Origin of the sequence: Sphingomonas sp. C3-2 (assembly GCF_033025475.1) — a bacterium.
Classification (GTDB): Bacteria; Pseudomonadota; Alphaproteobacteria; order Sphingomonadales; family Sphingomonadaceae; genus Sphingobium_A.
Genome location: NZ_CP130322.1, coordinates 2,335,161 through 2,361,650 on the forward strand (window position 1 = coordinate 2,335,161; position 26,490 = coordinate 2,361,650).

General features: G+C 63.6%; 26 protein-coding genes. 18 read left to right on the top strand and 8 right to left on the bottom strand.

Annotation, left to right across the window (positions count from 1 at the left end; all coding sequences use genetic code 11):
* The first annotated feature begins 52 nt into the window (after nucleotides 1-52).
* Nucleotides 53-802 carry a phosphocholine cytidylyltransferase family protein gene (locus tag QYC26_RS11250; RefSeq protein WP_317512313.1) on the top strand — a complete coding sequence of 250 codons (750 nt, stop codon included), beginning with the start codon at nucleotides 53-55 and terminating at the stop codon, nucleotides 800-802.
* On the opposite strand, the gene QYC26_RS11255 is transcribed toward QYC26_RS11250, so the two are convergent.
* Complete coding sequence (locus tag QYC26_RS11255; protein ID WP_317512314.1) at nucleotides 787-1,218, bottom strand: HIT family protein; 432 nt, start codon at nucleotides 1,216-1,218, stop codon at nucleotides 787-789. The two genes, QYC26_RS11250 and QYC26_RS11255, sit on opposite strands and share 16 nt — an antisense overlap.
* Nucleotides 1,215-2,354: a CDP-alcohol phosphatidyltransferase family protein gene (locus QYC26_RS11260; RefSeq protein ID WP_317512315.1), complete on the bottom strand. Its 1,140-nt coding sequence runs from the start codon at nucleotides 2,352-2,354 to the stop codon at nucleotides 1,215-1,217. Before QYC26_RS11260 ends, QYC26_RS11255 begins: the two co-directional genes overlap by 4 nt.
* Before the next feature lie 120 nt (nucleotides 2,355-2,474).
* Here QYC26_RS11260 and QYC26_RS11265 point away from each other — a divergent pair, with 120 nt between their 5' ends.
* From QYC26_RS11265 to zapE, 4 genes are all read left to right on the top strand, one after another.
* Complete coding sequence (locus tag QYC26_RS11265) at nucleotides 2,475-3,260, top strand: NTP transferase domain-containing protein (protein ID WP_317512316.1); 786 nt, start codon at nucleotides 2,475-2,477, stop codon at nucleotides 3,258-3,260.
* Nucleotides 3,261-3,349: 89 nt separating this feature from the next.
* Entirely contained in the window at nucleotides 3,350-4,135 is a 786-nt protein-coding gene (locus tag QYC26_RS11270; protein ID WP_317512317.1) for a succinate dehydrogenase iron-sulfur subunit, read from the top strand.
* On the top strand, nucleotides 4,132-4,590 hold the full coding sequence (locus tag QYC26_RS11275; protein WP_317512318.1) for a PaaI family thioesterase: 459 nt from the start codon (nucleotides 4,132-4,134) through the stop codon (nucleotides 4,588-4,590). Before QYC26_RS11270 ends, QYC26_RS11275 begins: the two co-directional genes overlap by 4 nt.
* Nucleotides 4,587-5,717: a cell division protein ZapE gene (gene zapE, locus QYC26_RS11280; protein WP_317512319.1), complete on the top strand. Its 1,131-nt coding sequence runs from the start codon at nucleotides 4,587-4,589 to the stop codon at nucleotides 5,715-5,717. The genes QYC26_RS11275 and zapE overlap by 4 nt, the downstream gene beginning before the upstream one ends.
* A 9-nt stretch (nucleotides 5,718-5,726) precedes the next feature.
* Here zapE and QYC26_RS11285 read toward each other — a convergent pair whose 3' ends face one another.
* Nucleotides 5,727-7,043, bottom strand: a complete 1,317-nt coding sequence (locus tag QYC26_RS11285) for an FAD-binding oxidoreductase (RefSeq protein WP_317512320.1) — start codon at nucleotides 7,041-7,043, stop codon at nucleotides 5,727-5,729.
* A gap of 460 nt (nucleotides 7,044-7,503) precedes the next feature.
* Here QYC26_RS11285 and mdh point away from each other — a divergent pair, with 460 nt between their 5' ends.
* From mdh to QYC26_RS11325, 8 genes are all read left to right on the top strand, one after another.
* Complete coding sequence (mdh, locus tag QYC26_RS11290) at nucleotides 7,504-8,466, top strand: malate dehydrogenase (protein ID WP_317512321.1); 963 nt, start codon at nucleotides 7,504-7,506, stop codon at nucleotides 8,464-8,466.
* 97 nt (nucleotides 8,467-8,563) lie between these two features.
* Nucleotides 8,564-9,448 carry a succinate--CoA ligase subunit alpha gene (sucD, locus tag QYC26_RS11295; RefSeq protein ID WP_317512322.1) on the top strand — a complete coding sequence of 295 codons (885 nt, stop codon included), beginning with the start codon at nucleotides 8,564-8,566 and terminating at the stop codon, nucleotides 9,446-9,448.
* 58 nt (nucleotides 9,449-9,506) lie between these two features.
* Complete coding sequence (locus QYC26_RS11300; protein WP_317512323.1) at nucleotides 9,507-12,425, top strand: 2-oxoglutarate dehydrogenase E1 component; 2,919 nt, start codon at nucleotides 9,507-9,509, stop codon at nucleotides 12,423-12,425.
* A gap of 8 nt (nucleotides 12,426-12,433) precedes the next feature.
* Nucleotides 12,434-13,639: a 2-oxoglutarate dehydrogenase complex dihydrolipoyllysine-residue succinyltransferase gene (gene odhB / locus QYC26_RS11305; RefSeq protein ID WP_317512324.1), complete on the top strand. Its 1,206-nt coding sequence runs from the start codon at nucleotides 12,434-12,436 to the stop codon at nucleotides 13,637-13,639.
* Between the two features lie 105 nt (nucleotides 13,640-13,744).
* On the top strand, nucleotides 13,745-15,139 hold the full coding sequence (gene lpdA, locus QYC26_RS11310) for a dihydrolipoyl dehydrogenase (RefSeq protein WP_317512325.1): 1,395 nt from the start codon (nucleotides 13,745-13,747) through the stop codon (nucleotides 15,137-15,139).
* A 90-nt stretch (nucleotides 15,140-15,229) separates the two neighbouring features.
* Nucleotides 15,230-15,874 (top strand): hypothetical protein, encoded by a 645-nt coding sequence (locus QYC26_RS11315; RefSeq protein ID WP_317512326.1) that lies wholly within the window; start codon nucleotides 15,230-15,232, stop codon nucleotides 15,872-15,874.
* 78 nt (nucleotides 15,875-15,952) lie between these two features.
* Nucleotides 15,953-16,570, top strand: a complete 618-nt coding sequence (locus QYC26_RS11320) for a trimeric intracellular cation channel family protein (protein WP_317512327.1) — start codon at nucleotides 15,953-15,955, stop codon at nucleotides 16,568-16,570.
* A 12-nt stretch (nucleotides 16,571-16,582) separates the two neighbouring features.
* Nucleotides 16,583-17,083, top strand: coding sequence for a GNAT family N-acetyltransferase (locus QYC26_RS11325; RefSeq protein WP_317512328.1), 501 nt, complete (start codon nucleotides 16,583-16,585; stop codon nucleotides 17,081-17,083).
* Nucleotides 17,084-17,158: 75 nt separating this feature from the next.
* Here the strand turns inward: QYC26_RS11325 and QYC26_RS11330 are convergent, their stop codons facing one another.
* The 3 genes from QYC26_RS11330 to sppA all read right to left on the bottom strand — a co-directional run bounded on the left by QYC26_RS11330 (nucleotide 17,159) and on the right by sppA (nucleotide 20,198).
* A complete protein-coding gene (locus QYC26_RS11330; protein WP_317512329.1) occupies nucleotides 17,159-17,665 on the bottom strand; it encodes a hypothetical protein in 507 nt (168 codons plus the stop codon).
* 98 nt (nucleotides 17,666-17,763) lie between these two features.
* A complete protein-coding gene (locus QYC26_RS11335; protein WP_317512330.1) occupies nucleotides 17,764-18,327 on the bottom strand; it encodes an N-acetyltransferase family protein in 564 nt (187 codons plus the stop codon).
* The gene (gene sppA / locus QYC26_RS11340) at nucleotides 18,324-20,198 is read right to left on the bottom strand and encodes a signal peptide peptidase SppA (RefSeq protein WP_317512331.1); all 1,875 of its coding nucleotides are present in this window, start codon (nucleotides 20,196-20,198) and stop codon (nucleotides 18,324-18,326) included. Before sppA ends, QYC26_RS11335 begins: the two co-directional genes overlap by 4 nt.
* Before the next feature lie 294 nt (nucleotides 20,199-20,492).
* On the opposite strand from sppA, the gene groES reads away from it, so the two are divergent.
* Nucleotides 20,493-20,780 carry a co-chaperone GroES gene (groES, locus tag QYC26_RS11345; RefSeq protein ID WP_317512332.1) on the top strand — a complete coding sequence of 96 codons (288 nt, stop codon included), beginning with the start codon at nucleotides 20,493-20,495 and terminating at the stop codon, nucleotides 20,778-20,780.
* Between the two features lie 80 nt (nucleotides 20,781-20,860).
* Nucleotides 20,861-22,510, top strand: coding sequence for a chaperonin GroEL (gene groL / locus QYC26_RS11350; RefSeq protein WP_317512333.1), 1,650 nt, complete (start codon nucleotides 20,861-20,863; stop codon nucleotides 22,508-22,510).
* A gap of 149 nt (nucleotides 22,511-22,659) precedes the next feature.
* Here the strand turns inward: groL and QYC26_RS11355 are convergent, their stop codons facing one another.
* Both QYC26_RS11355 and QYC26_RS11360 read right to left on the bottom strand, forming a co-directional pair.
* Complete coding sequence (locus QYC26_RS11355) at nucleotides 22,660-22,881, bottom strand: hypothetical protein (protein ID WP_317512334.1); 222 nt, start codon at nucleotides 22,879-22,881, stop codon at nucleotides 22,660-22,662.
* 99 nt (nucleotides 22,882-22,980) lie between these two features.
* On the bottom strand, nucleotides 22,981-23,346 hold the full coding sequence (locus QYC26_RS11360) for a hypothetical protein (RefSeq protein WP_317512335.1): 366 nt from the start codon (nucleotides 23,344-23,346) through the stop codon (nucleotides 22,981-22,983).
* Nucleotides 23,347-23,549: 203 nt separating this feature from the next.
* Here QYC26_RS11360 and QYC26_RS11365 point away from each other — a divergent pair, with 203 nt between their 5' ends.
* The 3 genes from QYC26_RS11365 to QYC26_RS11375 are packed head-to-tail and all read left to right on the top strand — an operon-like array spanning nucleotide 23,550 to nucleotide 26,490.
* Complete coding sequence (locus QYC26_RS11365) at nucleotides 23,550-24,509, top strand: metalloregulator ArsR/SmtB family transcription factor (RefSeq protein WP_317512336.1); 960 nt, start codon at nucleotides 23,550-23,552, stop codon at nucleotides 24,507-24,509.
* Nucleotides 24,506-25,447 carry a methylenetetrahydrofolate reductase gene (gene metF, locus QYC26_RS11370; protein ID WP_317512337.1) on the top strand — a complete coding sequence of 314 codons (942 nt, stop codon included), beginning with the start codon at nucleotides 24,506-24,508 and terminating at the stop codon, nucleotides 25,445-25,447. Before QYC26_RS11365 ends, metF begins: the two co-directional genes overlap by 4 nt.
* Entirely contained in the window at nucleotides 25,444-26,490 is a 1,047-nt protein-coding gene (locus QYC26_RS11375; RefSeq protein WP_317512338.1) for a homocysteine S-methyltransferase family protein, read from the top strand. Before metF ends, QYC26_RS11375 begins: the two co-directional genes overlap by 4 nt.

Below are 26,490 nucleotides of genomic sequence, written 5' to 3' on the forward strand. Positions count from 1 at the left end.
GGACCTATAACCCTTTCCCCACCCACGCCAGAGCTTTGCACAGATCCCCGCCATGACAGACAAGGCCATTATCCTCAGCGCCGGTCAGGGCTCGCGCCTGTTGCCGCTGACCGCCGAACGCCCCAAATGCCTGATCGATTTTTCGGGCCGCACGCTGCTTGCCTGGCAGGTCGAGATGCTGGCACGCCACGGCATTCGCCGGATTGACGTCGTCACCGGCTTCATGGCCGATATGGTGGAAGAGGAGCTGGCACGGCTCCAGCGCCCCGGGCTGGAACTGCGCGCGCGCTTCAACCCGTTCTACAAGGTGGCGGACAATCTGGGGTCGTGCTGGATCGCGCGCGACGCGATGGAAGGCGATTTCCTGATCCTCAATGGCGACACGCTGATTTCGAACGAGATCGTAGAGACGCTGATCGGTGCGCGCCAATGGCCGATCACCGTCACCGTCGACGTGAAACAGGCCTATGACAGCGACGACATGAAGGTGAGCCGCGTGGGTGAGCGGCTGGTGGCGATCGGCAAGACGCTGACAGCCGCGCAGACCAACGCCGAATCGATCGGCTTCCTGTCGTTCCGCGGCGAGGGCGGGCGGCTGTTCCGCGAGACCGTGGAGGCCTATATGCGCACGCCCGTGGGCGTCGAGCACTGGTATCTGAAGATCATCGACGCGCTGGCGCCCAAGGGGCAGGTCGGCACAGTTTCGATCGAGGGACTGGCCTGGGCCGAGGTCGATTTCCTCAACGATATCGAGATCGCCACCGCGCTCACAGACAAATGGCGCGCTCAGGAAGCGAAGTGACCCTTTAGCCAGCCGACGAGCGCCGCGATCTGCGCGGCGTCGAGCGCGACAGCCTCGCCAAGCGCGGGCGGCTTGGGCCAGCCCGCATCGGCAATCGCCAGATCCCCATGGCTGCGCGCATCCGCATAACGCGGGATGACGTGGAAATGGACATGGGGATCGACCATCATCAGCATCAGGTAGTTGATCCGTTCATAGGCGACCGCCTGCTTGAGCGCGGATTCGATGTCGCGCGTGACGACCGCGAGTTCGGCGTGCGCCTCGGCCGGCAAATCGCCAAAGGCCGTCGCGTCGCTGCGCGCGGCGAGCACGAGCGACCCCAGCGTCGGCTGGGCGGGGCGGAGCAGCACCAGCCAGTGCGCATAGTCGCGCACCAGCGTTTCGGGATAGCCGAATTTGCGGATCGTATCGTTCATGCGTCCCCCTGAAGCCAACTGCGGATCGGCGTGCCGCCGGCCTTGGCTGCCATCGCCTGAATCAGGCGGACGGCATGGACGACGAGCGAGATGATCGTCCACCACGCCACCGCGATCAGCCCGATATCGGGGCGACCCGCGAGTGTGGCGGCCGCGAGGATGACCATGTTGGGGTTGCGGCGCGCGGTGATCAGGCGAAAATCCGAATCGAACTTGCGCCAGACATGGATGTGCATACCGAAGCGGCGGATGAATTCACCCTCGATCACGCGCTGGACGACATAGCCGCCGATGATCGCGATCATCGCGAACCAGAACTGATCCGGGCTGAGCGCAAGCCCCCAACTGGCGAGGCCCAAGCCCCAGAAATACCACCAGAAGGGCGGGTGGACGAGATCGATGCCGTGATCGAAGACATTGCCCCACCAGCTGGACGTGATCGTGCAGCGGGCGAGTTTGCCGTCGACGGTGTCGAGCACCATGAAGATGAGGCCAAGCCCCATGCCGAGCCAGTAATCGCCCTTTGCGAACAGGAAGGTGGCGACCACGCACAATATCGCGCCGACAGCGGTGACCATGTTGGGCGTGACGTGCAGCTTGGCCGCGATGCGGGTGAGCACCAGCGCCCATTCGGGCCAGAGATATTTGGTGAGGATATCGGTGACGCCCTTATAGGCGCCGAAGTAGCTGGCGCGTTCGAGCGGGCGAACGGTTTCGGGCACGAGCCGGTTGAGGAACGGCACCTCGCGCTTGCGCAGTTCCTTGTTCTCGAGCGTCGGGCCGCTTTCATAGGCGACGAGATCGAGCGTCGGCAGGATAAGCGCGCTATCTGCCTGCATCGCGGCGGCGACGGCGTCCGCCTCGGCCTGGGTGCGGGCGTGGACGACCACGGGCACCCCGCCAAGCGTGATCCCCGCGCCGGGATTGGCCGCGATATAGCGCAGCCAGCCCGGATCGAACGCGAAGCCGGCATTGACGAGGACGCAAGGGGCCTTGGCCAAGCCATTGTCGTGCCAGCCAAAACCGGCCGCCTGCGCGATGCGGCGCGTGCGTTCATGGGTGGTGAGGCCCCAGAGCCGGACGGCGTTCTCGCCGATCACGGTGATTTCAGGAGAGTGCTGGTTCTGTTGGGTCATTGCCCGCCGACCTACAAGAAAGCGACGCGACGCGACAGCCCCGCGATGCGCAGGCGCATAATTCCCTCAGCGTCATTAATGCGCTAGCGCGCGGTGATGCAGAGCAACGCCCCCCCCAGATTGACCGCCCTGATCGCTGCAGGGCGCCGCCCCGGTATCGACCCGCTGGGCGAGGCGTTCGGCGTGCGCGACAAGGCGCTGATCGAGATTGCGGGCCGCCCGATGCTGGCGCATGTGATGGTGACCTTACTGAGCCACCCGGACATCGGCGAGGTGCGCATCCTCACCCAGTCACCCGAAGTGCTGACCGCCCATGCGGATATCGCAGCACTCGCAAGCGATCCGCGCGTTTCGTTCGTGACCGGCGGGGATTCGGTGAGCGCAGCGGTTTCGGCGGCGATCGACCACGCGCCGCGCGCCTTTCCCTATCTGCTGACGACGGCGGACAACCCGCTGATTGACCATGCGATCATCGATGCCTTTCTGGCGCGGGCGCGTGCGGCGCAAGCCGATGTGGCGGCTGCGGTGGTGAGCGAGGCGGTGTTCCGCCCCGAATTCCCCGAGGGGCGGCGGACCTGGCTGCGTTTCCGGGGCGGCGCCTATTCGGGCGCGAATCTCTTCTGGTTCGGGAGCGAGGCGGCGAACCGTGTGCTGGCGGTGTGGCGGACGATCGAGCAGGATCGCAAGCGCGGTCGCGCGGTGATTCGCGCCTTCGGCCTACCGATTCTGATCGGTGCGGGGCTGCGGTTGCTGACGCTTTCGGGGGCGCTTCGCCGGGCGGGCAAAAGGCTTGGGCTGAAGGCCGTGGCGGTGGAATTGCCCTTTGCCCACGCCTGTATAGACGTAGACAAGCCCGCCGATCACGCGCTGGTGAGCGAACTGATTGCGCGGCGCAAAACCGCCTGATTGTCAAACGAAATGCGATAGGGTCTTTCATCCGCGCGCACGATTGACTATCGGGGCGACGAATATCGTACGCGAAGGATTGTAGCGACATGGCCGAATTCACGCTGCCCAAGAACAGCAAGATCAGCCCCAAGGGCAAGACGCACAAGGCGGACGCGGGCGCGACCAACGTGAAGGCGTTCAAGGTCTATCGCTACGACCCGGATTCGGGCGAGAACCCGCATTACGACACGTTCGAGATCGATCTCGACAATTGCGGCCCGATGGTGCTCGACGCGCTGCTCAAGATGAAGAACGAGCAGGACCCCTCGCTCACCTTCCGTCGTTCGTGCCGCGAAGGCATTTGCGGTTCGTGCTCGATGAACATCGACGGCCGCAACACGCTGGCCTGCACGCACGCCATCGAAGACTGCAACAAGGAAGTCCGCATCACGCCGCTTCCGCACATGGAAGTGATTAAGGACCTCGTTCCCGACTTCACCCATTTCTATGCGCAGTACGCCTCGATCAAGCCCTGGCTGCAAACCGTGACCCCGACGCCGTCGGGCAAGGAGCGCCTTCAGAGCCCCGAGGACCGTTCGAAGCTCGACGGCCTGTACGAGTGCATCCTGTGCGCCTGCTGTTCGACCTCGTGCCCGAGCTACTGGTGGAACAGCGACAAGTTCCTCGGCCCGGCAATCCTGCTCCAGGCTTATCGCTGGCTGGCCGACAGCCGCGACGAGATGACCGGCGAGCGCCTGGACGAGCTGGAAGATCCGTTCCGCCTGTATCGTTGCCACACCATCATGAACTGCTCGAACGTGTGCCCCAAGGGCCTGAGCCCCGCGCGCGCGATCGCTGAAGTGAAGAAGATGGTGGTCGAACGCCAGCTTTGAGCGCGACCGAAAAGCCCGATTTCATTCTTGAGCCAGCCCCGGATCATCCGGGCTGGCTCAGCTGGCGTCTGAGCGACGCCACGCGGTTCAACCGCAACTTCGCGGATTTCATCGTCCGCCTCGATCCCGACGGGCAGGCGCGCGTGCGCATGATGCCCGAGGTGCGGCATTCCAACCTTGCTAACAATGTCCATGGCGGCGCGACGCTGGCCTTTATCGACATGGCGCTGTTCGGCGCGGCCCGGCTGTTCGGGCTTGTCGAGGCGGGCACGTCGGTGACGCTCGACCTGTCCACCCAGTTCATTGGGGCGGGCAAGGTGGACGAGCCCATGGACGCGGTGGTGGAATTGCTGTGCGAAACGGGGCGGCTGCTGTTTCTGCGTGGCATGGTGGTTCAAGGAGAGCATAAGGTGGCGGCATTCGCCGCGACCTTGCGTAAGCCCAGTAGCAAATGACGAGCGTTATTCAGGCATATGAGGCCCTGCTGAAGGCAGGTGAGCTGCGTCCCGACGCAGAACAGCGCGCGACCGCTGAACGGCTGACGCGGCTGCAACAGGAATTGGAGGCGACGAGCCGCAAGGCGTCGCTCCTGTCCCGGCTGAAGCGCACCAAACCCGAAGTGCCGCGCGGGCTCTATGTCTGGGGCGGGGTGGGGCGTGGCAAGTCCATGCTGATGGATCTGTTCTTCGGCTGCGTCGATATCGAGCGCAAACGCCGCGTCCATTTCCATGAATTCATGATGGACGTGCACGACCGGCTGCGCATCGAACGGCAGAAGGAAGCAGGCAACCCGATCCTGCCCGTCGCCAAGGCGATAGCCGCCGAGGCGCGGTTGCTGGCATTCGACGAGATGGTGATCAACAACAGCGCGGATGCGATGATCCTGTCGCGGCTGTTCACCGCGATCCTCGCCGAGGGGGTGACGGTGGTGGCGACGTCGAACCGCGCGCCCAAGGATCTCTACAAGAACGGGCTCAACCGCGAGCATTTCCTGCCGTTCATCGATCTGATCGAGGAAAAGTTGGATGTGCTGACGCTGAACGGCCCGGTCGATTACCGGCTGGACCGCCTGGGTGGGGTGCCGACCTGGTATGTGCCGGCCGATCCGGTGGCGACGGTGGCGCTGCGCGATGCGTTTTTCCGGCTGACCGACTATCCGCCCGAGGATGCGGCGCATGTGCCGAGCGAGGATATTGCGGTGCCCGGCGGGCGCAGCCTGCATGTGCCCAAGAGCCTGAAGGGCGTGGCAGTATTCTCGTTCAAGCGGCTGTGCGCCGAGGCGCGGGGGGCGGCCGATTATCTGGCGATCGCGCGGCGGTTCCACACCGTCATCATCGTCGGCATCCCCCGGCTGGGGCCACACAACCGCAACGAGGCGGCGCGCTTCGTCACCCTGATCGACGCGCTGTACGAATATAAGGTCAAGCTGCTGGCCAGTGCGGCGGCCGAGCCCGAGGCGCTCTATCCCGAGGGGGACGGTGCGTTCGAGTTCGAGCGGACCGTCAGCCGCCTGATGGAAATGCAGTCGCAGGATTACCTGGAAGAAGGTCACGGGCTCGAGGAAGCCGGCGCGGCGCGCTAGGTTTTCGCTTCAGATCCCGCCGAAACGCTGCGCGGTGCGTGCGGCGGGGATCAGGATGCGGCGGATCAGCACATGCTGCTTGCTCGGCCAGCGTACTGGTTCGGCGCGCTCGACCGGGAAGGGGAGCGTGTCGATCCGATCCTGGCGAAGCCCGTCCGCCAGCAGCATCCCCATCAGCGGCGCCATGACATTGCCCCAGGCATTGAAGTGCATCAGCCCGTAAACGCCGGGGCGATGTTCGAAAACACCCGGAAATTCACGCGGGCGCATGCCGACTCGGCCAGTCCAATACTGATCGAGCTCGATATTCATTGCGCGCGTTTCAGGCCAGACACGGTGGATCCAGTGTAGCTGGCTTTTGAAATGCCAGGTGCCATCCTCGGGGGCGGTGGCGCGCGGGATCGATGACAGGATCAGCCGGTCGTGCCGGTCGCGGACCAGCGGGTTGAGGTCGATGGGGGCCTGCGCAAAGGTGGCGCCGCCCGGCATTATGAGGTCGCGCGCTTCGGGCGGCAGCGGTTTGGTCGTCAGCGCATAGGCGGTGAGCGGGTAATAGGCGCGCGCAAAGGCGGGGACGATATCGGTTGGATAGGCATTAGTACAGAACACCACGCGGTCGGCGTGGACGCAGCCGCGGGCTGTGGTCACGCGCCAGCGCGCACCGTCCTCGACCAGCGTCAGCGCCTCGCTGTCGCCGAAGATCGCCGCGCCCAGCCTCTCGGCAGCAGCGATCATGCCGTTGGTGAAGCGATAGGGATTGATCCGCCCGCCATTTTCATAGGCGACGCCGTAGGGATAATGGCTGGAGCCGGTTGCCGCCTCCATCTCTGCGGCGGTGTAGCGCGTCAGTTTTTGCAGCCCCTGCGCTTCGAGATGGGCCGATTGCGCGAGGAATCTGTCGAACGTGCCGCGCGAGCGCATGCCGTTCAGATAACCGCTGCGCACCGCATCGCAATCAATGCCGTGTTTCGCCGCGAGATCGAACGGGATGGTGTGATGTTCGCGGAAAATATCGAGAAAGCGTTTGCCGCCATCGGGAAAGCCGTCGAGGACGCGCAGATCCTTGAGGATGGGAAGGACATGGCCAGCGTTGCGCCCCGAGGCGCCCCAGCCGGGCTGGCGTGCCTCGAGCACGGCCACGCGCACTCCCGCTTCGGCCAGATGGAGCGCGAGCGCGCTTCCGGCGAGACCCGCGCCGACGATCGCCACATCGGTGTCGATCTCCGTTGCAAGCGCGGGATAGGCGTGCGCGGGCCCTTGCGGCTGGGTCCATCCGCTGCGAGCGACGGGCACCTGCCCGGACTCAAAGATTTTACGCTGGTTCAAGGGCAAAGCTCCGCAGTGCGCCGATATGGATGCCGAAAGCACTCAGTGAGATCAAGGTTGTTGCGATGGCGGCATGAGTCGGTTTGGGCGGCGTATCGCGAAAGGGGCCATGTGCGTTTTCGGCCGGGACGGTTGCACTTATTGACAGCCGATCAGCAGCTTGACGGTGGTGCGGATGGGGACGGGGTGTCGGTGCCGGGCTGCCATTGTCGCCGCTAGCGCGCTGATCGGGAACAATTCTTCTATAAGGCAGTAATAGGGAGCATCGTGGTGCTCCGGAGCGCCCGCTTCACGGCGCCTCGGGTCATTGTTGCAACTCATTCGCAATCGCAAAGATTTCCGGTTGGATAAGGCTTTCCTTGGTTGCTCTTGCTGACCGAAGGGCCTAAGCGGACCCCAATCTTAAAAGGCTGCGGCCCGAGTCCAGTGGTCGCGTGCCCTAATGAGGGAGAACGACTGCATGGCTCGGAAGAAGATCGCGCTGATCGGCGCAGGTAATATCGGCGGCACGCTCGCGCATCTCGCTGCGCTCAAGGAACTGGGCGATATCGTCCTGTTCGACGTTGTTGAAGGCGTCCCCCAGGGTAAGGCGCTCGACCTCAGCCAGTGCGGCCCGGTCGAAGGCTTCGACGCGAAGATCACCGGTTCGAACGACTATGCCGACATCAAGGACGCGGACGTCATCATCGTCACCGCCGGCGTCGCCCGCAAGCCGGGCATGAGCCGCGACGACCTTCTCGGCATCAACCTCAAGGTCATGAAGTCCGTTGGCGAAGGCATTCGCGACAATGCCCCCAACGCATTCGTGATCTGCATCACCAACCCGCTCGACGCGATGGTGTGGGCGCTCCGTGAATTCTCGGGCCTGCCGCACAACAAGGTCGTCGGCATGGCCGGTGTTCTCGATTCGGCACGCTTCAGCCATTTCCTGGCCGAAGAGTTCCAGGTGTCGGTCCGCGACGTGAACAGCTTCGTGCTTGGCGGCCACGGCGACACCATGGTGCCCGTCGTCCAGTATTCGACGGTTGCCGGTATCCCGATTCCCGATCTTATCAAGCAGGGCCGTTCGACGCAGGAGCGCATCGACGCGATCGTGCAGCGCACCCGTTCGGGCGGCGGCGAAATCGTAGGCCTGCTCAAGACCGGTTCGGCCTATTACGCGCCCGCAACCAGCGGCATCGCGATGGCCGAAGCCTATCTGAACGACCAGAAGCGCCTGCTGCCCTGCGCGGCCTATGTCGACGGCAAGTACGGCCTTGATGGCCTGTATGTCGGCGTGCCCGTGATCATCGGCAAGGACGGCGTCGAGCAGATCGTTGAAATCGCTCTCGACGACGAAGCCAAGGCGAACCTCCAAGTGTCCGTCGACGCGGTCAAGGAACTGCTGGTGGCGTGCAAGGGAATCGACGAAACCCTCAAATGAGTATTGTCATTCCCGTAGGATCGGGAATCCAGACGATGCAGTATGAACCATCTGGATCCCCGTTTCGGCGGGGATGACACAAAGGGAAGATGACGGCATGTCCATCCTCGTTAATGCAAATACCAAGGTAATTACCCAGGGCTTCACCGGCGCCCAGGGCACGTTCCACTCGGAACAGGCGCTTGCCTACGGCACCAAGGTCGTCGGCGGCGTGACCCCGGGCAAGGGCGGCACGACCCATATCGGTCTGCCCGTGTTCAACACGGTCGAAGAAGCCGTAGCCACGACCGGCGCCGACGCTTCGGTGATCTACGTTCCGCCCGCCTTCGCCGCTGACTCGATCCTCGAAGCGATCGACGCGGAAGTGCCGCTGATCGTCTGCATCACCGAAGGCATCCCCGTGCTCGACATGGTGAAGGTGAAGCGCGCGCTTTCGGGTTCGAAGTCGCGCCTCATCGGCCCGAACTGCCCCGGCGTCCTGACCCCGGGCGAGTGCAAGATCGGCATCATGCCGGGCAACATCTTCTCGAAGGGTTCGGTCGGCGTCGTTTCGCGCTCGGGCACGCTTACCTATGAAGCCGTGTTCCAGACCACGAACGAAGGCCTGGGCCAGACCACCGCAGTCGGCATCGGCGGCGACCCGGTCAACGGCACGAACTTCATCGACGTGCTCGAACTGTTCCTGGCCGACGACAAGACCGAATCGATCATCATGATCGGTGAAATCGGTGGTTCGGCCGAAGAAGAAGCAGCCCAGTTCCTGATCGACGAAGCCAAGCGTGGCCGCAAGAAGCCGATGGTCGGCTTCATTGCAGGCCGTACGGCGCCTCCGGGCCGCCGCATGGGCCATGCCGGCGCCATCGTTTCGGGCGGCCAGGGCGGCGCTGACGACAAGATTGCGGCCATGGAAGCCGCAGGTATCCGCGTTTCTCCGAGCCCGTCCGAGCTCGGCGTTACGCTGAAGGCCCTTCTGCAGGGCTGATCGCTCATGCCGGCCCCTTCGCCATCCGGGCGAGGGGCCGGTAACAAGGATTGTTACAATGGGATATGAAGGCCAGGATTTCGACGAAATAGCGGGCGTAAGCCCGGGTTTTGTCGAGGGGCTGTACCGCGTTTATCAGACCCACCCCGACAATGTGGAGCCCGCATGGCGGGCATGGTTTGAAGGTCTTGAATCCGCTGCTTCGGGGCCGAGTTGGGCAAAGCCGAACTGGCCGCCCGCCACGACCGACGCGCTGACCGCCGCGCTCGACCCCACGCAGATGGAAGTCGAGAAGAAGAAAGATCCCAAAAAGGCCGCCCCCGTCGCCGCCGCGCCTGCAGGCGATATCGCCAGCGCCGCCGCCGACGCCATCCGCGCCCAGATGCTCATTCGCACGTACCGCGTGCGCGGCCACCTGGCAGCCAATCTCGATCCGCTTGGCCTTTCCAAGCGCGAGCTGCCCGCCGACCTGACCCCCGAATATCACGGCTTCTCGCAGGCCGATCTCGACAAGCCCGTCTATCTTGGCGGCACGCTTGGCCTCGAGACCGCAACGGTGCGCGAACTCGTCGAGATCCTGCGCGCAAATTACTGCGGCAATGTCGGCCTTGAGTATATGCACATCGCCGACGTCGAAGAGCGTCGCTTCCTGCAGGAACGCATGGAAGGCAAGGACAAGGCGATCGAATTCACGCCCGAGGGCAAGAAGGCGATCCTGTCCAAGGTCATCCAGGGCGAGCAGTACGAAAAGTTCCTCGGCCGCAAATATGTCGGCACCAAGCGCTTCGGCCTTGATGGCGGTGAATCGATGGTCCCCGCGCTCGAAGCGGTGATCAAATATGGCGGCCAGTACGGCGTGCGCGAAATCGTTTACGGCATGGCCCATCGCGGCCGCCTGAACGTGCTCGCCAACGTGATGGGCAAGCCCTATCGCATCATCTTCCACGAATTCTCGGGCGGTTCCGCCAACCCCGACGATGTCGGCGGTTCGGGCGACGTGAAGTACCACCTCGGTACTTCGACCGACCGCGAGTTCGACGGCATCAGCGTCCACATGTCGCTGGTTCCCAACCCCTCGCACCTCGAAGCGGTGAACCCGGTCGTCCTTGGCAAGGTTCGCGCGCAGCAGTCGATCCGCGGCGACCTGAAGGAGCATGAGCAGGTTCTGCCCGTGCTGATCCACGGCGACGCGGCCTTTGCCGGCCAGGGCATCGTTTGGGAAACGCTCGGTTTCTCGGGCATCCGTGGCTATAACACCGGCGGTTGTGTCCACTTCATCATCAACAACCAGGTCGGTTTCACGACGAGCCCGCAATTCGCGCGGTCGTCGCCCTATCCGTCGGACGTGGCGAAGGGCGTTCAGGCGCCGATCTTCCACGTCAATGGGGACGATCCGGAAGCCGTGACCTTCGCGTGCAAGATGGCGATCGAATTCCGCCAGCGCTTCAAGCGCGACATTGTGATCGACATGTGGTGCTATCGCCGCTTCGGCCACAATGAAGGCGACGAGCCCGGTTTCACCCAGCCGCTGATGTACGCCAAGATCCGCCAGCACCCGCCCGTTTCGGCGATTTACGGCGATCGCCTGAAGGCTGAGGGCGTTGTCGACCAGAGCTGGGTAGACACGACCACCAAGGGCCTTGTCGACACGCTGGAAGACGAGTTCGAGGCCGCCAAGAGCTACAAGCCCAACAAGGCCGACTGGTTCGCCGGTCGCTGGACGGGCCTGAACAAGCCTGCCGATCAGGACATCATCACCCGTTCGATCGAAACCGGCATCGAAAAGAAGCTTTTCGACAGCCTTGGCCGGACGCTGACCGAAGTGCCCGAAGGCCTGACCATCCACAAGACGCTGGGCCGCGTGCTCGACGCTAAGCGTGAGATGTTCAAGACCGGACAGGGTTTCGACTGGGCAACCGGCGAAGCGCTGGCTTACGGCTCGCTCGTTTCGGAAGGTTATGGCGTCCGTCTCTCGGGCCAGGATTCGGGTCGTGGTACGTTCAGCCAGCGCCATGCTGTCTGGGTCGACCAGAACACCGAAGACAAATATGTCCCGCTGACCACCGTGCCGCACGGCAATTTCGAAGTGCTGGACAGCCCGCTTTCGGAATTCGGCGTGCTTGGTTTCGAATATGGCTTTGCCATGGCCGAGCCGAAGACGCTCGTGCTCTGGGAAGCGCAGTTCGGCGATTTCGCCAACGGCGCGCAGGTCATGATCGACCAGTTCATCGCGTCGGGTGAATCCAAGTGGCTCCGCGCCAACGGCCTGGTGATGCTGCTGCCGCACGGGTTTGAAGGTCAGGGTCCGGAACACTCGTCGGCCCGCCTGGAGCGCTATCTCCAGCTGTGCGCGAACGACAACATCCAGGTGTGCAACATCACCACTCCGGCCAACTATTACCACGTGCTGCGCCGTCAGATGCACCGCGGCTTCCGCAAGCCGCTGGTCATCATGACGCCGAAGTCGCTGCTCCGCCACAAGATGGCGGTGTCGAAGACCGAGGACTTCCTGGGCGACAGCCACTTCAACCGTATCCTGTCCGACACCAATGGTTCGGCCGATACGGAAACGAAGCGTCTGGTGCTCTGCTCGGGCAAGGTCGCCTATGACCTGATCGAAGCGCGCGATGCGGCGGGTGACAAGAACACCCAGATCGTCCGTATCGAGCAGCTCTATCCGTTCCCGGGTGAGCAGCTGACGATCCGCCTGAAGCGCATGACGAACCTCGAAGAGGTCGTCTGGTGCCAGGAAGAGCCGAAGAACAACGGCGCGTGGTTCCATGTCGAGCCCTATATCGAGCAGTGCCTCGCCGATGCCGGCGTTGGCCCCGCTCGGGCCCGTTATGCAGGCCGTGCGGCCTCGGCATCGCCCGCGACGGGCTTTGCCAAGCGTCACCTCGCCGAACAGGGCGCGCTCATCGCTGATGCGTTGGGTCACAGCGTCCGTGAAGAAATCCGTCGCCAGAAGAAGGGTTGAGCAAAACCATGGCAACCGAAGTCAAAGTCCCCGTTCTGGGTGAATCGATCACCGAAGCGACCATCGGCGAATGGCTGAAAAAGCCCGGCGAAGCGGTCGCAGCCGATGAACCCATCGCAAGCCTCGAAACCGACAAGGTCGCGGTCGAAGTCCCCGCACCCGTTGCCGGCGTGATGGGCGAGCAGATCGCCAAGCCCGGCGACACCGTCGAAGTCGGCGCGCTGATCGCGCTGATCGAAGAAGGTGGCGCAGTCGCAGCAGCCGCACCCGCGGCGGCTGCCGCAGCCGCTGCCCCGGCACCGGCGGTGCAGGCCGCTATTGCCGGCGGTGACGACAACATCGTCACGCTGTCGCCCGCAGTGCGCCGCCTTGTTCTCGAACACGGCGTCGATCCCTCGTCGATCCGTGGCACCGGCCGTGACGGCCGCCTGACCAAGGAAGACGTTCTGGCCGCGGCCAAGGGTGTCAAGGTCGATGCACCGGCAGCCCCCGCTGCCGCCGCCGCACCGGCCGTGCGTCAGGAAGAACGCGTGCGGATGACCCGCCTGCGCAAGACCATCGCGACCCGCCTAAAGGACGCGCAGAACACCGCCGCGATCCTCACCACCTTCAACGATGTCGACATGACCGCAGTCATGGAAGCGCGTGCGAAGTACAAGGATCTGTTCGAGAAGAAGCACGGCGTTCGCCTCGGCTTCATGGGCTTCTTCGTGAAGGCCGCGTGCATGGCGCTCAAGGACGTTCCGGGCGTCAACGCGCAGATCGACGGCGATGACATCGTCTATCACGACTATGCCGATATCTCGGTTGCCGTTTCGGCCCCGAACGGCCTCGTCGTGCCCGTGATCCGCGACGCGCAGGACATGAGCGTTGCGACCGTCGAAAAGACGATCGGCGATTTCGGCCGCCGCGCCAAAGACGGCACGCTGAAGATGGAAGAAATGAAGGGCGGTACCTTCACCATCTCGAACGGCGGCGTCTTCGGCTCGCTGCTGTCGACCCCGATCATCAACCCGCCGCAGTCGGCCGTTCTCGGCCTGCACCGCATCGAGGAACGCCCGGTTGTCCGTGACGGCCAGATCGTCGTGCGTCCGATGATGTACCTGGCGCTCAGCTACGACCACCGTCTGGTCGACGGCCGCGAAGCCGTGACCTTCCTCGTCGCGCTGAAGAACGCGATCGAAGATCCGACGCGTTTGCTGATCGACCTTTAAGCCGTAAAAGATCGGGCCGCGTCTCGCGGCCCGATCCATTTGCGGCTATGTAAACGGAACAGTTAGTGCCCTTTTCCCCCATATGCAGGGCAAGCGGAGTGTGTGATGGCAGAGTTTGATTTCGACGTTCTGGTGATCGGTGCCGGCCCGGGCGGCTATGTGGCCGCGATCCGTGCCGCGCAGCTGGGCCTGAAGACCGCATGTGCCGAAAGCCGCGAAACGTTGGGCGGAACCTGCCTCAACGTGGGTTGCATCCCCTCGAAGGCGCTTCTCAACGCTTCCGAAATCTATGAGGAAGCGCATGAAGGCGTGTTCGCCAAGTTCGGCATCAAGACCGAGGGCGTGAGCCTCGACCTCGACGCGATGCATGCCGAAAAGACCAAGGCGGTCGGCGAGCTGACCGGTGGCATCGAATATCTGTTCAAGAAGAACAAGGTCGAATGGCTGAAGGGTCTGGCGACCTTCACCGGCGCGAACACCGTCGAAGTGGCCGGCAAGACCGTGACCGCCAAGAAGATCGTGATCGCCACCGGTTCGAGCGTGACGCCGCTTCCGGGCGTCGAGATCGACCAGAAGGTCGTGATCGATTCGACCGGCGCGCTGGCACTGCCCAAGGTGCCCGAGCACATGGTCGTCATCGGCGGCGGCGTGATCGGCCTTGAACTGGGTTCGGTGTGGCGTCGTCTGGGCGCGAAGGTGACCGTGGTCGAGTTCCTCGACCAGATCCTGCCCGGCTTTGACGGCGAAGTCCGCAAGGAATCGACCAAGATCTTCAAGAAGCAGGGCTTCGACATCAAGACCGGCACCAAGGTGACGGGCGTTGCCGTGAACGGCGGCAAGGCCACTGTGACCGTCGAACCGGCAGCCGGCGGCGCCGCCGAAACCATCGAAGCCGACGCGGTTCTGGTATCGATCGGCCGTCGTCCGAACACCGATGGCCTTGGCCTCGACAAGATCGGCCTGGCGACCAACAATCGCGGCCAGATCGAAGTCGGCCATGATTTCCAGACCGCAGTAAAGGGCGTTTACGCCATTGGCGACGTGACCCCGGGCCCGATGCTTGCGCACAAGGCCGAGGACGAAGGCGTGGCGGTTGCCGAATTCATCAGCGGCATCACCGGCATCGTGAACCACGATGTGATCCCGAGCGTGGTCTATACCCACCCCGAGATCGCCGGCGTCGGCCTGACCGAAGAACAGGCCAAGGAAAAGGGCGCGATCAAGGTCGGCAAGTTCCCGATGATGGCGAACAGCCGCGCCAAGACCATCCGCGACACCGACGGTTTCGTGAAGGTGATCGCCGAGGCCGACAGCGACCGCGTGCTCGGCGTCTGGGTCGTCAGCTCGGTTGCGGGCACGATGATCGCACAGGCGGCGCAGGCCATGGAATTCGGCGCGACGTCGGAAGACATCGCCTATACCTGCCATGCCCACCCGACCCATTCGGAAGCCATCAAGGAAGCCGCGATGGCGGTGCAGGGCAAGCCGATCCACATCTGATCGGGGCGTCCAGCCACAACGAGCAGCAGCGGGCCGGGAACCAAATTCCCGGCCCGTTCGCTTTTTCCCGGCAACAACCAGGAGAAAAGCGTGTCGCGTGCCCTAGCCATTATGATCGTGTCGGGATCGTTGATCGCGGGGTGCGGCCCAAGGGCCATCGCCTTGCCGGACGATCCGATCGCCAGCGCCGCTACCTGCGGCGTGGTCGCCGCCGCCAAGGCACGCGCGGCGCAGGCGGACATCAAGGCGCCACTCAGCATGGCCGCGCAGGGTGATATCTTGCGCCATGCGCTTGTGGTGGGCGCGCGTACCCCCGAATTTGCGCAGGCCGATGCCTCGGCGGTGATTGCCGGGATGAGCGAACGTGCGGGCGAGGTGACCGACAGCGACTGGCAGGCGTTGATCGAACCGTGCGACAAGGCGTTTCCGCCACCCCCCGAACCCGCAAAGCTGCCCGACGATCCCTATGTCGCCGGGCTTGGCTGCGATGCGCTGGGACGCTTCATGCGGGCGGCGTTGGCGAGTGACGGCCGCTATGAGGCCGAGCTGTCGCGCTACAACAAGCTGGAAACTGCGCTGGACACGCGGATTGCGCCGCTGCTCGCCGCGCATGGTAAATCGGGCGCCGAGGCGGCGCAGGCGGAAAAACGCAAGGCGATGAGCAGCATCGTCAAGCTCGGTCGTCCGGATCTACTGATGGACGCATGCGTTGCCCGCTATGATTCAGACGGCTAGACGCTGATAGCGCGCGCCTGATTTCTTGTGGATCAGGAGGTGCTTGGCGCATCACGCGGGGATTGTCGGGGGGAAGCGTTGGCCGAGGTTCATGTCGGTTTTCTGTTGCAGTGGCTCGACCTGCTCGGTGTCGCCGTGTTCGCGGCGTCCGGCGCGCTGGCGGCCGCGCACAAGCAGCAGACGGTGGTGACCTTCGCCTTTTTCGCGTTGGTGACCGGTGTGGGCGGCGGCACGGTGCGCGACCTTCTGATTGATGCGCCGGTATTCTGGGTGCATGATTCCAATTATCTGGCGGCCTGCCTTGTCACCGCGCTGCTCGTCTGGATCACCCCGAAAAAGATCTGGAGCCCCAAGGCGCTCGACTGGTTCGATGCGGCGGGGCTGTCGGCCTATGCGGTGTTCGGCGTCGCCAAGTCGCTGTCGTTCGGCATTGACCCTTTACCCGCGATCATGATGGGGGTGTTCACGGCCTGTGTCGGCGGGATCATTCGCGACGTGCTGGCCAATGAACCGTCGATCGTGATCCGCCCCGAACTCTATGTGACGGCCGCCGCGCTGGCAGCGGTGCTGTTCGCGGTGCTCGTGATGCTGGGTGTCGACGAACCCGCTGCAGCCGTGCTGGCGGCGGTGGCGGGTTTCGTGCTGCGCGGGCTGGCGATCGTGCGGCAGTGGCATTTGCCCGCCTATCGCGGCTAAAAGGGTTTCATCATGAGTGAATATAGCTGGCGCCCGATGCGGGCGGACGATGTCGATGGAGTGGTGGCAGTGGCCGCCTCCGCCTTTCCCGATCATTTTGAGGCGCGCGCCTGTTTCGCAGAGCGCGTTGCGTTGTTCCCGCAAGCGTGTTTCGTGCTTGCGAGCGACGACGACGTGAAGGGCTATCTTATCGCCTATCCTTGGCCGCTAGGGGCGATTCCGCCGCTCGACAGTCTGCTGGGCACGCTGCCCGAGGCACGCGACGTCTGGTATCTGCACGATCTGGCGCTGCACCCCGAGATGCGCGGGCAGGGCCATGCACGGCCGATCGTCGAGCGTCTTGCCAGTGAAGCGGCAGCGGCGGGTGTTATGAAGATCGCGCTTGTCTCGGTAAACGATTCGGTCCCCTTCTGGAGCAGCATGGGCTTTGCGCCAGTGACCGGAGATCCGGCCATCGCGCGTAAGCTTCAGAGCTACGGCGACGATTCGACCTATATGGTGCGGCAACTCTGAGTAGCGGTATTAAGCCGATATGGGTGGTTAGGAGACTGGCGGTTTGCGGACAGGGAATTATTAAAAGCTGACATTTCAGCATGAGGTGCCAGATGTCTTTTTATAAGAAAGGTAAATGCCGTCAGTAGATAACATGGTGAACTGCGACAGTTCTCGTTCGTCAAGAACGCCATAACGACGCCCGTCAATGATCTTGAAGAAATACAGATACAATCCTTTGCCGGGCTGAACGATATTGTATACGTAACGGCCCCCAATTGGCTTTGCTGCAATCCGTACCTCAGCGGTCAGAGCAATGCCATTTTTATGGCGTTCCAAATGAAATCCAATCCGTGGGAATCCGCTCTGGAGTATTTTCATCCCATCTTCCGTAAGGATAATGGGTGGTCCCAAGGATGCAGTGTAGCAACCGAACACAGTAGCATTTTTTGGCGGCGGCATTGGCTTCGGCCGTAAAAACAAAACGGCTCCAATCAGGGCGGCAGTGCCTGCAACACAGACCCATCGCAGACCGAATTCGTAGTCTATGCCTTTGTAAGCCATACTGAATGTAGCATAGTCGCCCTCTTCAAACGTCTGCAATCAAACAATTTCGCATTCCGATCGGATGACCGACATTGGTCGTTAGCCGTCATCAAAAAAGGGGGCGGAAACCACCGCCTCCGCCCCTTTAAAACCGATCAGACCGGGCCGACCATGCCGACTTCGGAGAAGGGGCGGGGATCGACGGGCGGGGTCTGGGCTTCGGTCAGTTCGCGCTGCCAGATACCGACATCGTACCACTGGCTGTTCTTGAAGCCGATTTCGCGGAACACGCCCGCGCGGCGGAAGCCGAGCGATTCATGGAGGTGGATGCTGTATTCGTTGGGCAGCGAGAGCACCGAGATCGCCTGGGTGAAATCCTGCTTGGTGAGCGTTTCGATGAGCGCCGAATAGAGCAGTCGGCCATAGCCCTGGCCGCGCTGGACATTGCCGCCGAGATAGATCGAGGTTTCGACGATATAGCGATAGGCGGGGCGATCGCGGAACGGTCCAGCATAGGCATAGCCCATGACCGCGTCATTATCCTCGGTGGTGGCGACGAGCCAGGGATAATAGCCGTTATGCTCGGTCATCCGCCGCACCATTTCCTCGGGTGAGGGGGGCGTGGATTCGAACGAGATGGCGGTGGTGGTGACGAACGGCATGTAGATCGCGGCGATCTGCTGTGCGTCCCGGGCTTCGGCCGGGCGGATACGGATCATTGCATGATCCAGCCGGCAAGGCGCGCCAGCAGCGAAGTATTCAGAACGGGCATTTTTCCCCCTGTGGTTGGGCATTCGAGACATTGGGCGCGGACGGCAGGGCCCGCGGCAAGCCGGCGGGCATCGTCCACCGCGCGGATAAGGTACGCGGTGCGTGCCTGCGCCAGCCGGGTGAGCGCATCGGTGGCGGGCTGTTCGCCGTCATCATCGGTCGTCCAGCTTTTCAGCAGCTGCGTGGTGAGGCTGGGCTGGGGATCGAGATATTCGGCATGGGCCTTGGCGGAGTCGAGCCCGGCGCGGCGGGCGGCTTCGGCCACGGCTTCCTCGACGCCGCCGAAACCGTCGATCAGCCCGAGCTGGCGCGCGGTGCCGCCATCCCACACGCGGCCCTGCGCGATGCTGTCGACCCGGGCGACCGGAAGCTTGCGCGACTGGCTGACGAGACCAAGGAAACGGGCATAGATATTCTCGATGCTCGATTGCATCACCGTATCGAAGGTCGCGTTGGTGCCGCCGAGCAGATCGGGCTGACCAGAGAGGGGGGTGGTGGCAACGCCGTCGCTGGTGACGCCGACCTTGGCGAGCGCATTTTCGAAAGTGGGCAAGATACCGAACACGCCGATCGAGCCGGTGATGGTCGAGGGTTCGGCAAAGATCCGGTCGGCGGGCGTGGCGACCCAATAGCCACCCGACGCCGCGACCGAGCCCATCGAGACGACCACGGGCAACCCCTTGACCTTGGCCTGAAGCACGGCCTGACGGATCTTTTCTGACGCGAGGACCGAGCCGCCGGGGGAGTCGACGCGGACGACGAGCGCCTTCAGATTCTTCTCGGCGAGCCCCTTCAGGATGAGCTCGGAAATCGTGTCGCCGCCCGCCGTGCCGGGCAGCGCCTTGCCGTCGACGATCTCGCCCGCGACGGTGACGACGCCGATCGCGTTGCCCGAGGATTTTTCGGGGTTGGCGGCGATGAAGTTGGCCAGTCGGGTGTGACGGAAATTGCCCTCGGGCTTGCCCGATTCTGTGCCTGCGATCTCGCCAATGCGCTTGCCAAAGGCGATGCGGTCGCCGATGCGGTCGACCAGCCCCGCCTTGAGCGCGGCCTGCGCCAGATCGCCGCCGGCGGCCGCGATCTGGGTGTCAGGGCGTGCGACGAAGGCCGCGATCTGCGCCTTGGGGCGGGCGCGGGCGACATCGTCCTGCCACATCTGCCACAGCGCCGAGGCAAGCGCCTGATTGGCCTCGCGCGCCTCGGGCGACTGGTCGGTGCGGGTATAGGGCTCGACCGCCGACTTGAAGGTGCCGACGCGGTAGACCTTGGTCGAGATGCCGAGCTTGTCGATCAGCCCCTTGTAATAAAGGCGCGAGCCGCCGGGACCGGTGAACAGCGCCATGCCCATCGGATCGAGCCAGACTTCGCTGGCGTGCGCGGCGAGCTGATAACCATCATCGGTATAGCCGGTGGCGAAGGCGAGCACGGGCTTTTTCGCGGCGCGTACCTTGTCGAGCGCGGCGCCGGTGCGCGCGAGCGCGGCCTGGCCGCCGCCCGCGAAACTGTCAAGATCGAGCACGACGGCCTTGATCCGGTCATCGCCCGCCGCCGCCTCGATCGCGCGCACGACATCGCGCAGCCGGTGCTGGCGCGCGACATTGGTGGTACCGGCGAGCACCGCCATCGTGTCGCTTTCCTCGGGCTGCTCGACAAGCGTGCCCTTCAGATCGACGAGCAGCGCGCCCTTGGTGACGCTGGCCGGATTGGGCCGGGCCGAGAGCGTCGCCCACAGCAGCGCGAAGAACAGAAGCATGAAGAGGAGGACAAGCGCATCCTTGATGCCGACCAGCAACTTCCATGCGCCCCGGATGAAGGACACGATCATTCTCCCGAATTGGCTTCGCCTCAGGGCTATAGGACGGCGCCCATGCTGTAAACGGCCCGCACGGACGAGCGTTTCATCCGATGCGGCTGCCGTTCCGGCCCGGCCTGTCTCGCGACTGAAAAAATTTGGTGGCATCGACCTTGACCATGCGGAGGGCGAGCCACATATCCACCGCTGTTGGCACTCACAGGAGGTGAGTGCTAATCCGATTCCAACCATCGGGCAGGGGGCGTAGCAGGTGACTGGCGTATCCCTGTCCAGAAGCAAAGCAAGGAAAGGGTGACGCAGATGACTTTTCGTCCGTTGCACGATCGTGTTCTCGTCCGCCGCGTAGAGGCTGAAGAAAAGACCGCCGGCGGGATCATCATCCCTGACAGCGCCAAGGAAAAGCCGCAGGAAGGCGAAGTCGTCGCTGTCGGTTCGGGCGCGAAGGCCGAAGATGGCAAGGTGACCCCGCTCGACGTCAAGGCCGGCGACCGCATCCTGTTCGGCAAGTGGTCGGGCACCGAAGTCAAGATCGACGGCGAAGACCTGCTGATCATGAAGGAAAGCGACATCCTCGGCATCGTCGGCTGACACCGGCTCCGGGGCAGCGGGTCCGTGCCCGCCGCTTCCTTTCCAATACGAAATTCCTGAAAGAATAGAGGTTCAAGATCATGGCAGCGAAAGACGTAAAATTTTCGCGCGACGCGCGTGAACGCATCCTCCGCGGCGTCGACATCCTCGCCGACGCGGTGAAGGTGACCCTCGGCCCCAAGGGCCGCAACGTCGTCATCGACAAGTCGTTCGGCGCACCCCGCATCACCAAGGACGGTGTTTCGGTCGCCAAGGAAATCGAACTCAAGGACAAGTTCGAAAACATGGGCGCGCAGATGCTGCGCGAAGTTGCGTCGAAGACCAACGACGTGGCCGGTGACGGCACCACCACCGCAACCGTTCTGGGCCAGGCGATCGTTCGCGAAGGCATGAAGTCGGTTGCCGCCGGCATGAACCCGATGGACCTGAAGCGCGGTATCGACATCGCGGTTGCCAAGGTTGTCGACGACCTCAAGGGCCGTTCGAAGCCGGTTGCCGGTTCGTCGGAAATCGCCCAGGTCGGCACCATCTCTGCCAATGGCGAGAGCGACATCGGCGAGATGATTTCCAAGGCGATGGAAAAGGTCGGCAAGGAAGGCGTCATCACCGTCGAAGAAGCCAAGGGCATGGAATCGGAGCTGGATGTCGTCGAAGGCATGCAGTTCGACCGTGGCTACCTTTCGCCCTATTTCATCACCAACCCGGAAAAGATGCAGGTCGAGCTTAACGACCCCTACATCCTGATCCACGAGAAGAAGCTTTCGAACCTGCAGGCGATGCTTCCGATCCTCGAAGCAGTGGTGCAGTCGGGCCGTCCGCTCCTCATCATCGCGGAAGACATCGAAGGCGAAGCGCTCGCAACGCTCGTCGTCAACAAGCTGCGCGGCGGTCTGAAGGTTGCTGCAGTCAAGGCGCCTGGCTTCGGCGATCGTCGCAAGGCGATGCTCGAAGACATCGCGATCCTGACCAAGGGCGAAGTGATTTCCGAAGATCTCGGCATCAAGCTCGAAAGCGTCACGCTCGGCATGCTCGGTACCGCCAAGCGCGTCACGATCGACAAGGACAACACCACCATCGTCGACGGTGCGGGTGAAGCCGATGCGATCAAGGGCCGCACCGACGCGATCCGTGCGCAGATCGAAGTCACCACCAGCGATTATGACAAGGAAAAGCTCCAGGAGCGTCTTGCCAAGCTCGCCGGCGGCGTTGCCGTGATCAAGGTCGGCGGTGCGACCGAGGTTGAGGTGAAGGAACGCAAGGACCGCGTTGATGATGCGCTGCACGCGACCCGCGCAGCCGTTGAAGAAGGTATCGTCCCCGGTGGCGGCACCGCGCTTCTCTACGCAACCAAGTCGCTCGAAGGCCTGAAGGGCATCAACGACGACCAGACCCGCGGCATCGACATCGTTCGCAAGGCGCTGCAGGCTCCGGTTCGCCAGATCGCGCAGAACGCCGGTCATGACGGTGCCGTCGTTGCAGGCAACCTGCTGCGTGAAGACGATGAAACCACCGGTTTCAACGCTGCGACCGACACCTATGAAAACCTCGTCGCCGCTGGCGTGATCGACCCGACCAAGGTCGTCCGCACCGCACTTCAGGACGCTGCATCGGTTGCTGGTCTGCTGATCACCACCGAAGCCGCGATCTCGGAACTGCCGGAAGACAAGGCTCCGGTCGGCATGCCCGGTGGCATGGGCGGCATGGGCGGCATGGGTGGCATGGACTTCTGATCCAACCGCTAAGCGAACCGGAGGGCGTGGCTTTCCGGTTTCGCAAACGGCGATCGGGGTTTGCCCTGACGCAAAAGATAAGAAGGGCCGGGGGGTATCCCCTGGCCCTTTTTCATGCGCGGGCGACAGGCGTGCCGTAACGATGTGCGCTATTCGCGCGGGGCCCAGTCATAATCATCGGCGCTGTTACCTGCGTGGCCACTGCCTGCGCCGGGGGCGGCCACCCCGGACGCCTTCTCCCTTGCCCCGTCTGTCTTGCGGCCGGCGGGTGATGGAGAGGTGGGGGTGGCCTTGTTCACTATTTCGTTCTGGTGGCTGGGGGAGTCCATCTTGGCGCTTCCGCAGCCCAGCAATGCAACCGTCAGGGCCATTACCGGCCAATTTTTCATGGCGCGGACTATATCATGAAAAAGGCCGCGCCCCCAAGGAGGGACGCGGCCAATTCACGGTTTTCCACGCCGTTCTGCCGATCAGTGGCGAACGTCGTCGGCGGCCTTTTTGAGCGTGTTGCCGGCGGCGTCGAGCGCCTTGCCGGTGGCCTGGCCAGCCTTGTCGGCGGCGGCGTCGACCTTGGCGCTGGCCTTGTCGGCAGCGGCGTCAGCCTTGGCGGCGGCATTGTCGATGGCGGCACCGGCCTTGTCGGCTGCGTTTTCGGCGGCGCCGATCGCGTCTTCGCCGACATTGGCGACATCGGCGGCGGCGTTGTCGGCGGTTGCCGCAACGTCGCCCGCGATGGTGTTCGCGGCCTGGCTCGTTTCGTCCTTAGCCTTTTCGCTGCACGCGGCGAGGCCGAGCGCGGCCACAAGCGCCAGCGATGCGGTAAGCGACTTCTTCATGCAATACCCTCCTAATCGCGAAAACGACGTTAGAATGTTTGCCGGTGCAGAAAGATCCTCCGACCAGCAACAGGCGCGAAACTAACCGCAGCTTGTGAAGCGCGCAACGATGTTGCAGGGAGCGGGCGCTGAAAGACTCGCTTTGTGCGCGGGATAGAAGTGCTTCATTGACCGGATATAAAGAATTCTTTATATCACATCCCATGGTTGCCCCGCTCGAAATCTTTCGCGCCCTTGCCGATCCGACGCGCCTGCGCATTTTCGTGCTGCTGCGCGCGATGGAGCTGTCGGTGGGCGAGCTGGCGCAGGTGCTGGGGCAAAGCCAGCCGCGCGTTTCGCGCCATGTGAAGATTCTTGCCGATGCCGGTCTTGCCGCGCGGCGCAAGGAGGGCAGCTGGGTTTTCCTGGGGCTGGGCGACGAGACCGATGTGGCGCCCATTCTGGGGGCGCTCGACATCTGGCAGAAGGGGCATGTCGATCACTGGCAGACCGCCGATGCGGCGCGCCTTGCCGCGGTGCGCGCCGACCGCGCGGCCGCCGCCGAACGATATTTCGACCAGCATGCCGAACAATGGGACGCGATCCGCAGCCTATATGTGGCCGAAACCGAGGTTGAGGCAGCGATGCGCGCGCTGCTGGCCGGGCGCCGGATCGGCCGCCTCGTCGATATCGGCACGGGCACCGGCCGGATGATCGCGCTGTTCGGGCATGAGGCAGACAGCGCGCTGGGCGTCGACCGCAGCCCGCAAATGTTGCGGCTGGCGCGCGCGAAGCTGGCCGAGGCCGGGCTGGGCGCCGCCGAATTGCGGCAGGGCGACATGTACGAGCTGCCCTTGCCCGATGGCTCGGCCGATACCGTGATTTTGCACCAGCTGCTCCATTTTGCGCAGATGCCCGAGGCGGCGATTGCCGAGGCGGCGCGCCTGCTGGCGGAAGGCGGGCGGTTGATGATCGCCGATTTCGCCTCGCACGAGCGCGAGGAACTGAGAACCGATGACGCGCATGCGCGGCTTGGTTTTGCCGATGAACAGATCCGCCACTGGTTCGCGGAGGCCGGTCTTCAGACCGAAGCCATCGAGGAACTGAAGGGCGGCGAACTGACCGTGAAATTATGGCTGGGCCACCGGTCCGGCGAGAAAGCGATACAAAGGAAAGCGGCATGAGCCTGACCCTGACTCAATTGGAAGAGGCGCGGCGCGCGCTGGATGCGCCACTGTTCGCCGATCTGGCGGGCGACGCGCAGGTAAGCTTCGAATTCTTCCCGCCCAAGACCGAGAAGATGGAGCAGACGCTGTGGGAAGCGATCCAGACGCTGGCGCCGCTTGGCCCCCGCTTCGTCTCGGTGACCTATGGCGCCGGTGGCTCGACGCGTGAGCGCACCCATGCGACCGTGGCGCGCATCGTCAAGGAAACCCCGATCGCCGCCGCCGCGCACCTGACCTGTGTCGAGGCGAGCAAGGCCGATATCCGCGAGATCGCCGAAGCATATTGGGAAGCTGGCGTGCGCCATATCGTGGCGCTGCGCGGCGATCCGCCGGTGGTGGGTGCGAAGTTCGAGCCGCATCCCGAAGGCTATGCCGGTGCCGCCGAGCTGGTGGCGGGGCTGAAGGAAATCGCGCCGTTCGAGATTTCGGTGGCGGCCTATCCCGAAACGCATCCCGAGGCGGTGAGCGGGCAGGCCGACCTTGATAATCTGAAGCGCAAGCTGGATGCGGGCGCGAACCGCGCGATCAGCCAGTTCTTCTTTTCGTCCGACTGCTTCTTCCGCTTCCGCGATCGCGCGGCGGCGGCGGGGATCGATGCCGAGATCGTACCCGGCATCCTGCCGGTTTCGAACGTCGCCCAGACGCGCAAGTTCGCCGCGATGTGCGGTGCGGCGATCCCGCCCTGGATGGACCGGCTGTTCGAGGGGCTGGACGAGATGCCCTCCGCGCGCCAGTTGGTGGCTGCGACGATCGCGGCCGAGATGTGCCGCAAGCTTTATGCGGGCGGCGTGCGCAATTTCCATTTCTACACGCTCAACCGCGCCGAACTGAGCTATGCGATCTGCCATCTGCTGGGTATTCGCGCGGCATCCGGAATCGAGGAGAAGGCCGCGTGAGCGCCCGTGAAAGACTGAAGCAAGCCGCATCCACCCGCATCCTGTTGACCGACGGGGCGTTCGGCACCGAGATCCAGAACTGGAAGCTGGACGAGGCGGCGTATCGCGGGAGCCTTGATCTGGCGCGCGACCAGAAGGGCAATAACGATATCCTCGCGATCACCCGCCCCGATGTGGTGGATTCGATCACCCGCGCCTATCTGAGCGCCGGGTCGGATATCGTGTCGACCAATACCTTCAGCGCCAATGTGATCAGCCAGGCCGATTATGCCGCCGAGCATCTGGTGAAGGACATCAACATCGCCTCGGCGCAGATCGCGCGCAAGGCCGCCGACGAGTTCGCCGCTGCCGATGGCCGCCCGCGTTTCGTGGCGGGGGCGATCGGACCGACGAACAAGACGCTGTCGCTGTCCCCCGATGTGAACGATCCCGGTTACCGCGAGATCGACTTCGATTATCTGAAGGCGGTGTACCGCGAGCAGATCGACGCGCTGCTTGAGGGTGGCGTCGATTTCATCCTGATCGAGACGGTGTTCGATACGCTCAACGCCAAGGCGGGAATCATGGCCGCGATCGAGGCGGGCGAGGCGCTGGGCCGCGACGTGCCGATCATGGTATCGATGACGCTGACCGATCTTTCGGGCCGCAATCTTTCAGGCCACACGGTCGAGGCCTTCTGGCATGCGGTGCGCCACGCAAGGCCCGTGACGATCGGACTCAACTGCTCGTTCGGGGCGGAGCAGCTGCGCCCGCACGTGCAGGTGCTGAGCGGCATCGCGGACACGCTGATCATGGTCTATCCCAATGCCGGTCTGCCCAACGAGCTCGGCCAGTATGACGAACTGCCCGAACAGACGGCGGCGCTGGTTTCCGAATGGGCGAATAACGGACAGGTGAATATCCTCGGCGGCTGCTGCGGATCGACGCCGGGGCACATCGCGGCGATGTCTCGCGCGGTGGCTGACATCACCCCGCGCGGCGTGCCGACCCCGCCGGTGGTGACGCGCCTTGCCGGTCTGGAGCCGATGACGATGGCGGCTTGA

Coding starts and splice junctions, on each gene's coding strand:
- odhB (WP_317512324.1), top strand. CDS start 12,434: ATGGCAACCGAAGTCAAAGTCCCCGTTCTGGGTGAATCGATCACCGAA.
- mdh (WP_317512321.1), top strand. CDS start 7,504: ATGGCTCGGAAGAAGATCGCGCTGATCGGCGCAGGTAATATCGGCGGC.
- groES (WP_317512332.1), top strand. CDS start 20,493: ATGACTTTTCGTCCGTTGCACGATCGTGTTCTCGTCCGCCGCGTAGAG.
- QYC26_RS11260 (WP_317512315.1), bottom strand. CDS start 2,354: ATGACCCAACAGAACCAGCACTCTCCTGAAATCACCGTGATCGGCGAG.
- QYC26_RS11250 (WP_317512313.1), top strand. CDS start 53: ATGACAGACAAGGCCATTATCCTCAGCGCCGGTCAGGGCTCGCGCCTG.
- QYC26_RS11270 (WP_317512317.1), top strand. CDS start 3,350: ATGGCCGAATTCACGCTGCCCAAGAACAGCAAGATCAGCCCCAAGGGC.
- zapE (WP_317512319.1), top strand. CDS start 4,587: ATGACGAGCGTTATTCAGGCATATGAGGCCCTGCTGAAGGCAGGTGAG.
- lpdA (WP_317512325.1), top strand. CDS start 13,745: ATGGCAGAGTTTGATTTCGACGTTCTGGTGATCGGTGCCGGCCCGGGC.
- metF (WP_317512337.1), top strand. CDS start 24,506: ATGAGCCTGACCCTGACTCAATTGGAAGAGGCGCGGCGCGCGCTGGAT.
- QYC26_RS11325 (WP_317512328.1), top strand. CDS start 16,583: ATGAGTGAATATAGCTGGCGCCCGATGCGGGCGGACGATGTCGATGGA.
- sucD (WP_317512322.1), top strand. CDS start 8,564: ATGTCCATCCTCGTTAATGCAAATACCAAGGTAATTACCCAGGGCTTC.
- QYC26_RS11335 (WP_317512330.1), bottom strand. CDS start 18,327: ATGATCCGTATCCGCCCGGCCGAAGCCCGGGACGCACAGCAGATCGCC.
- groL (WP_317512333.1), top strand. CDS start 20,861: ATGGCAGCGAAAGACGTAAAATTTTCGCGCGACGCGCGTGAACGCATC.
- QYC26_RS11355 (WP_317512334.1), bottom strand. CDS start 22,881: ATGGCCCTGACGGTTGCATTGCTGGGCTGCGGAAGCGCCAAGATGGAC.
- QYC26_RS11300 (WP_317512323.1), top strand. CDS start 9,507: ATGGGATATGAAGGCCAGGATTTCGACGAAATAGCGGGCGTAAGCCCG.
- QYC26_RS11360 (WP_317512335.1), bottom strand. CDS start 23,346: ATGAAGAAGTCGCTTACCGCATCGCTGGCGCTTGTGGCCGCGCTCGGC.
- QYC26_RS11255 (WP_317512314.1), bottom strand. CDS start 1,218: ATGAACGATACGATCCGCAAATTCGGCTATCCCGAAACGCTGGTGCGC.
- QYC26_RS11365 (WP_317512336.1), top strand. CDS start 23,550: ATGGTTGCCCCGCTCGAAATCTTTCGCGCCCTTGCCGATCCGACGCGC.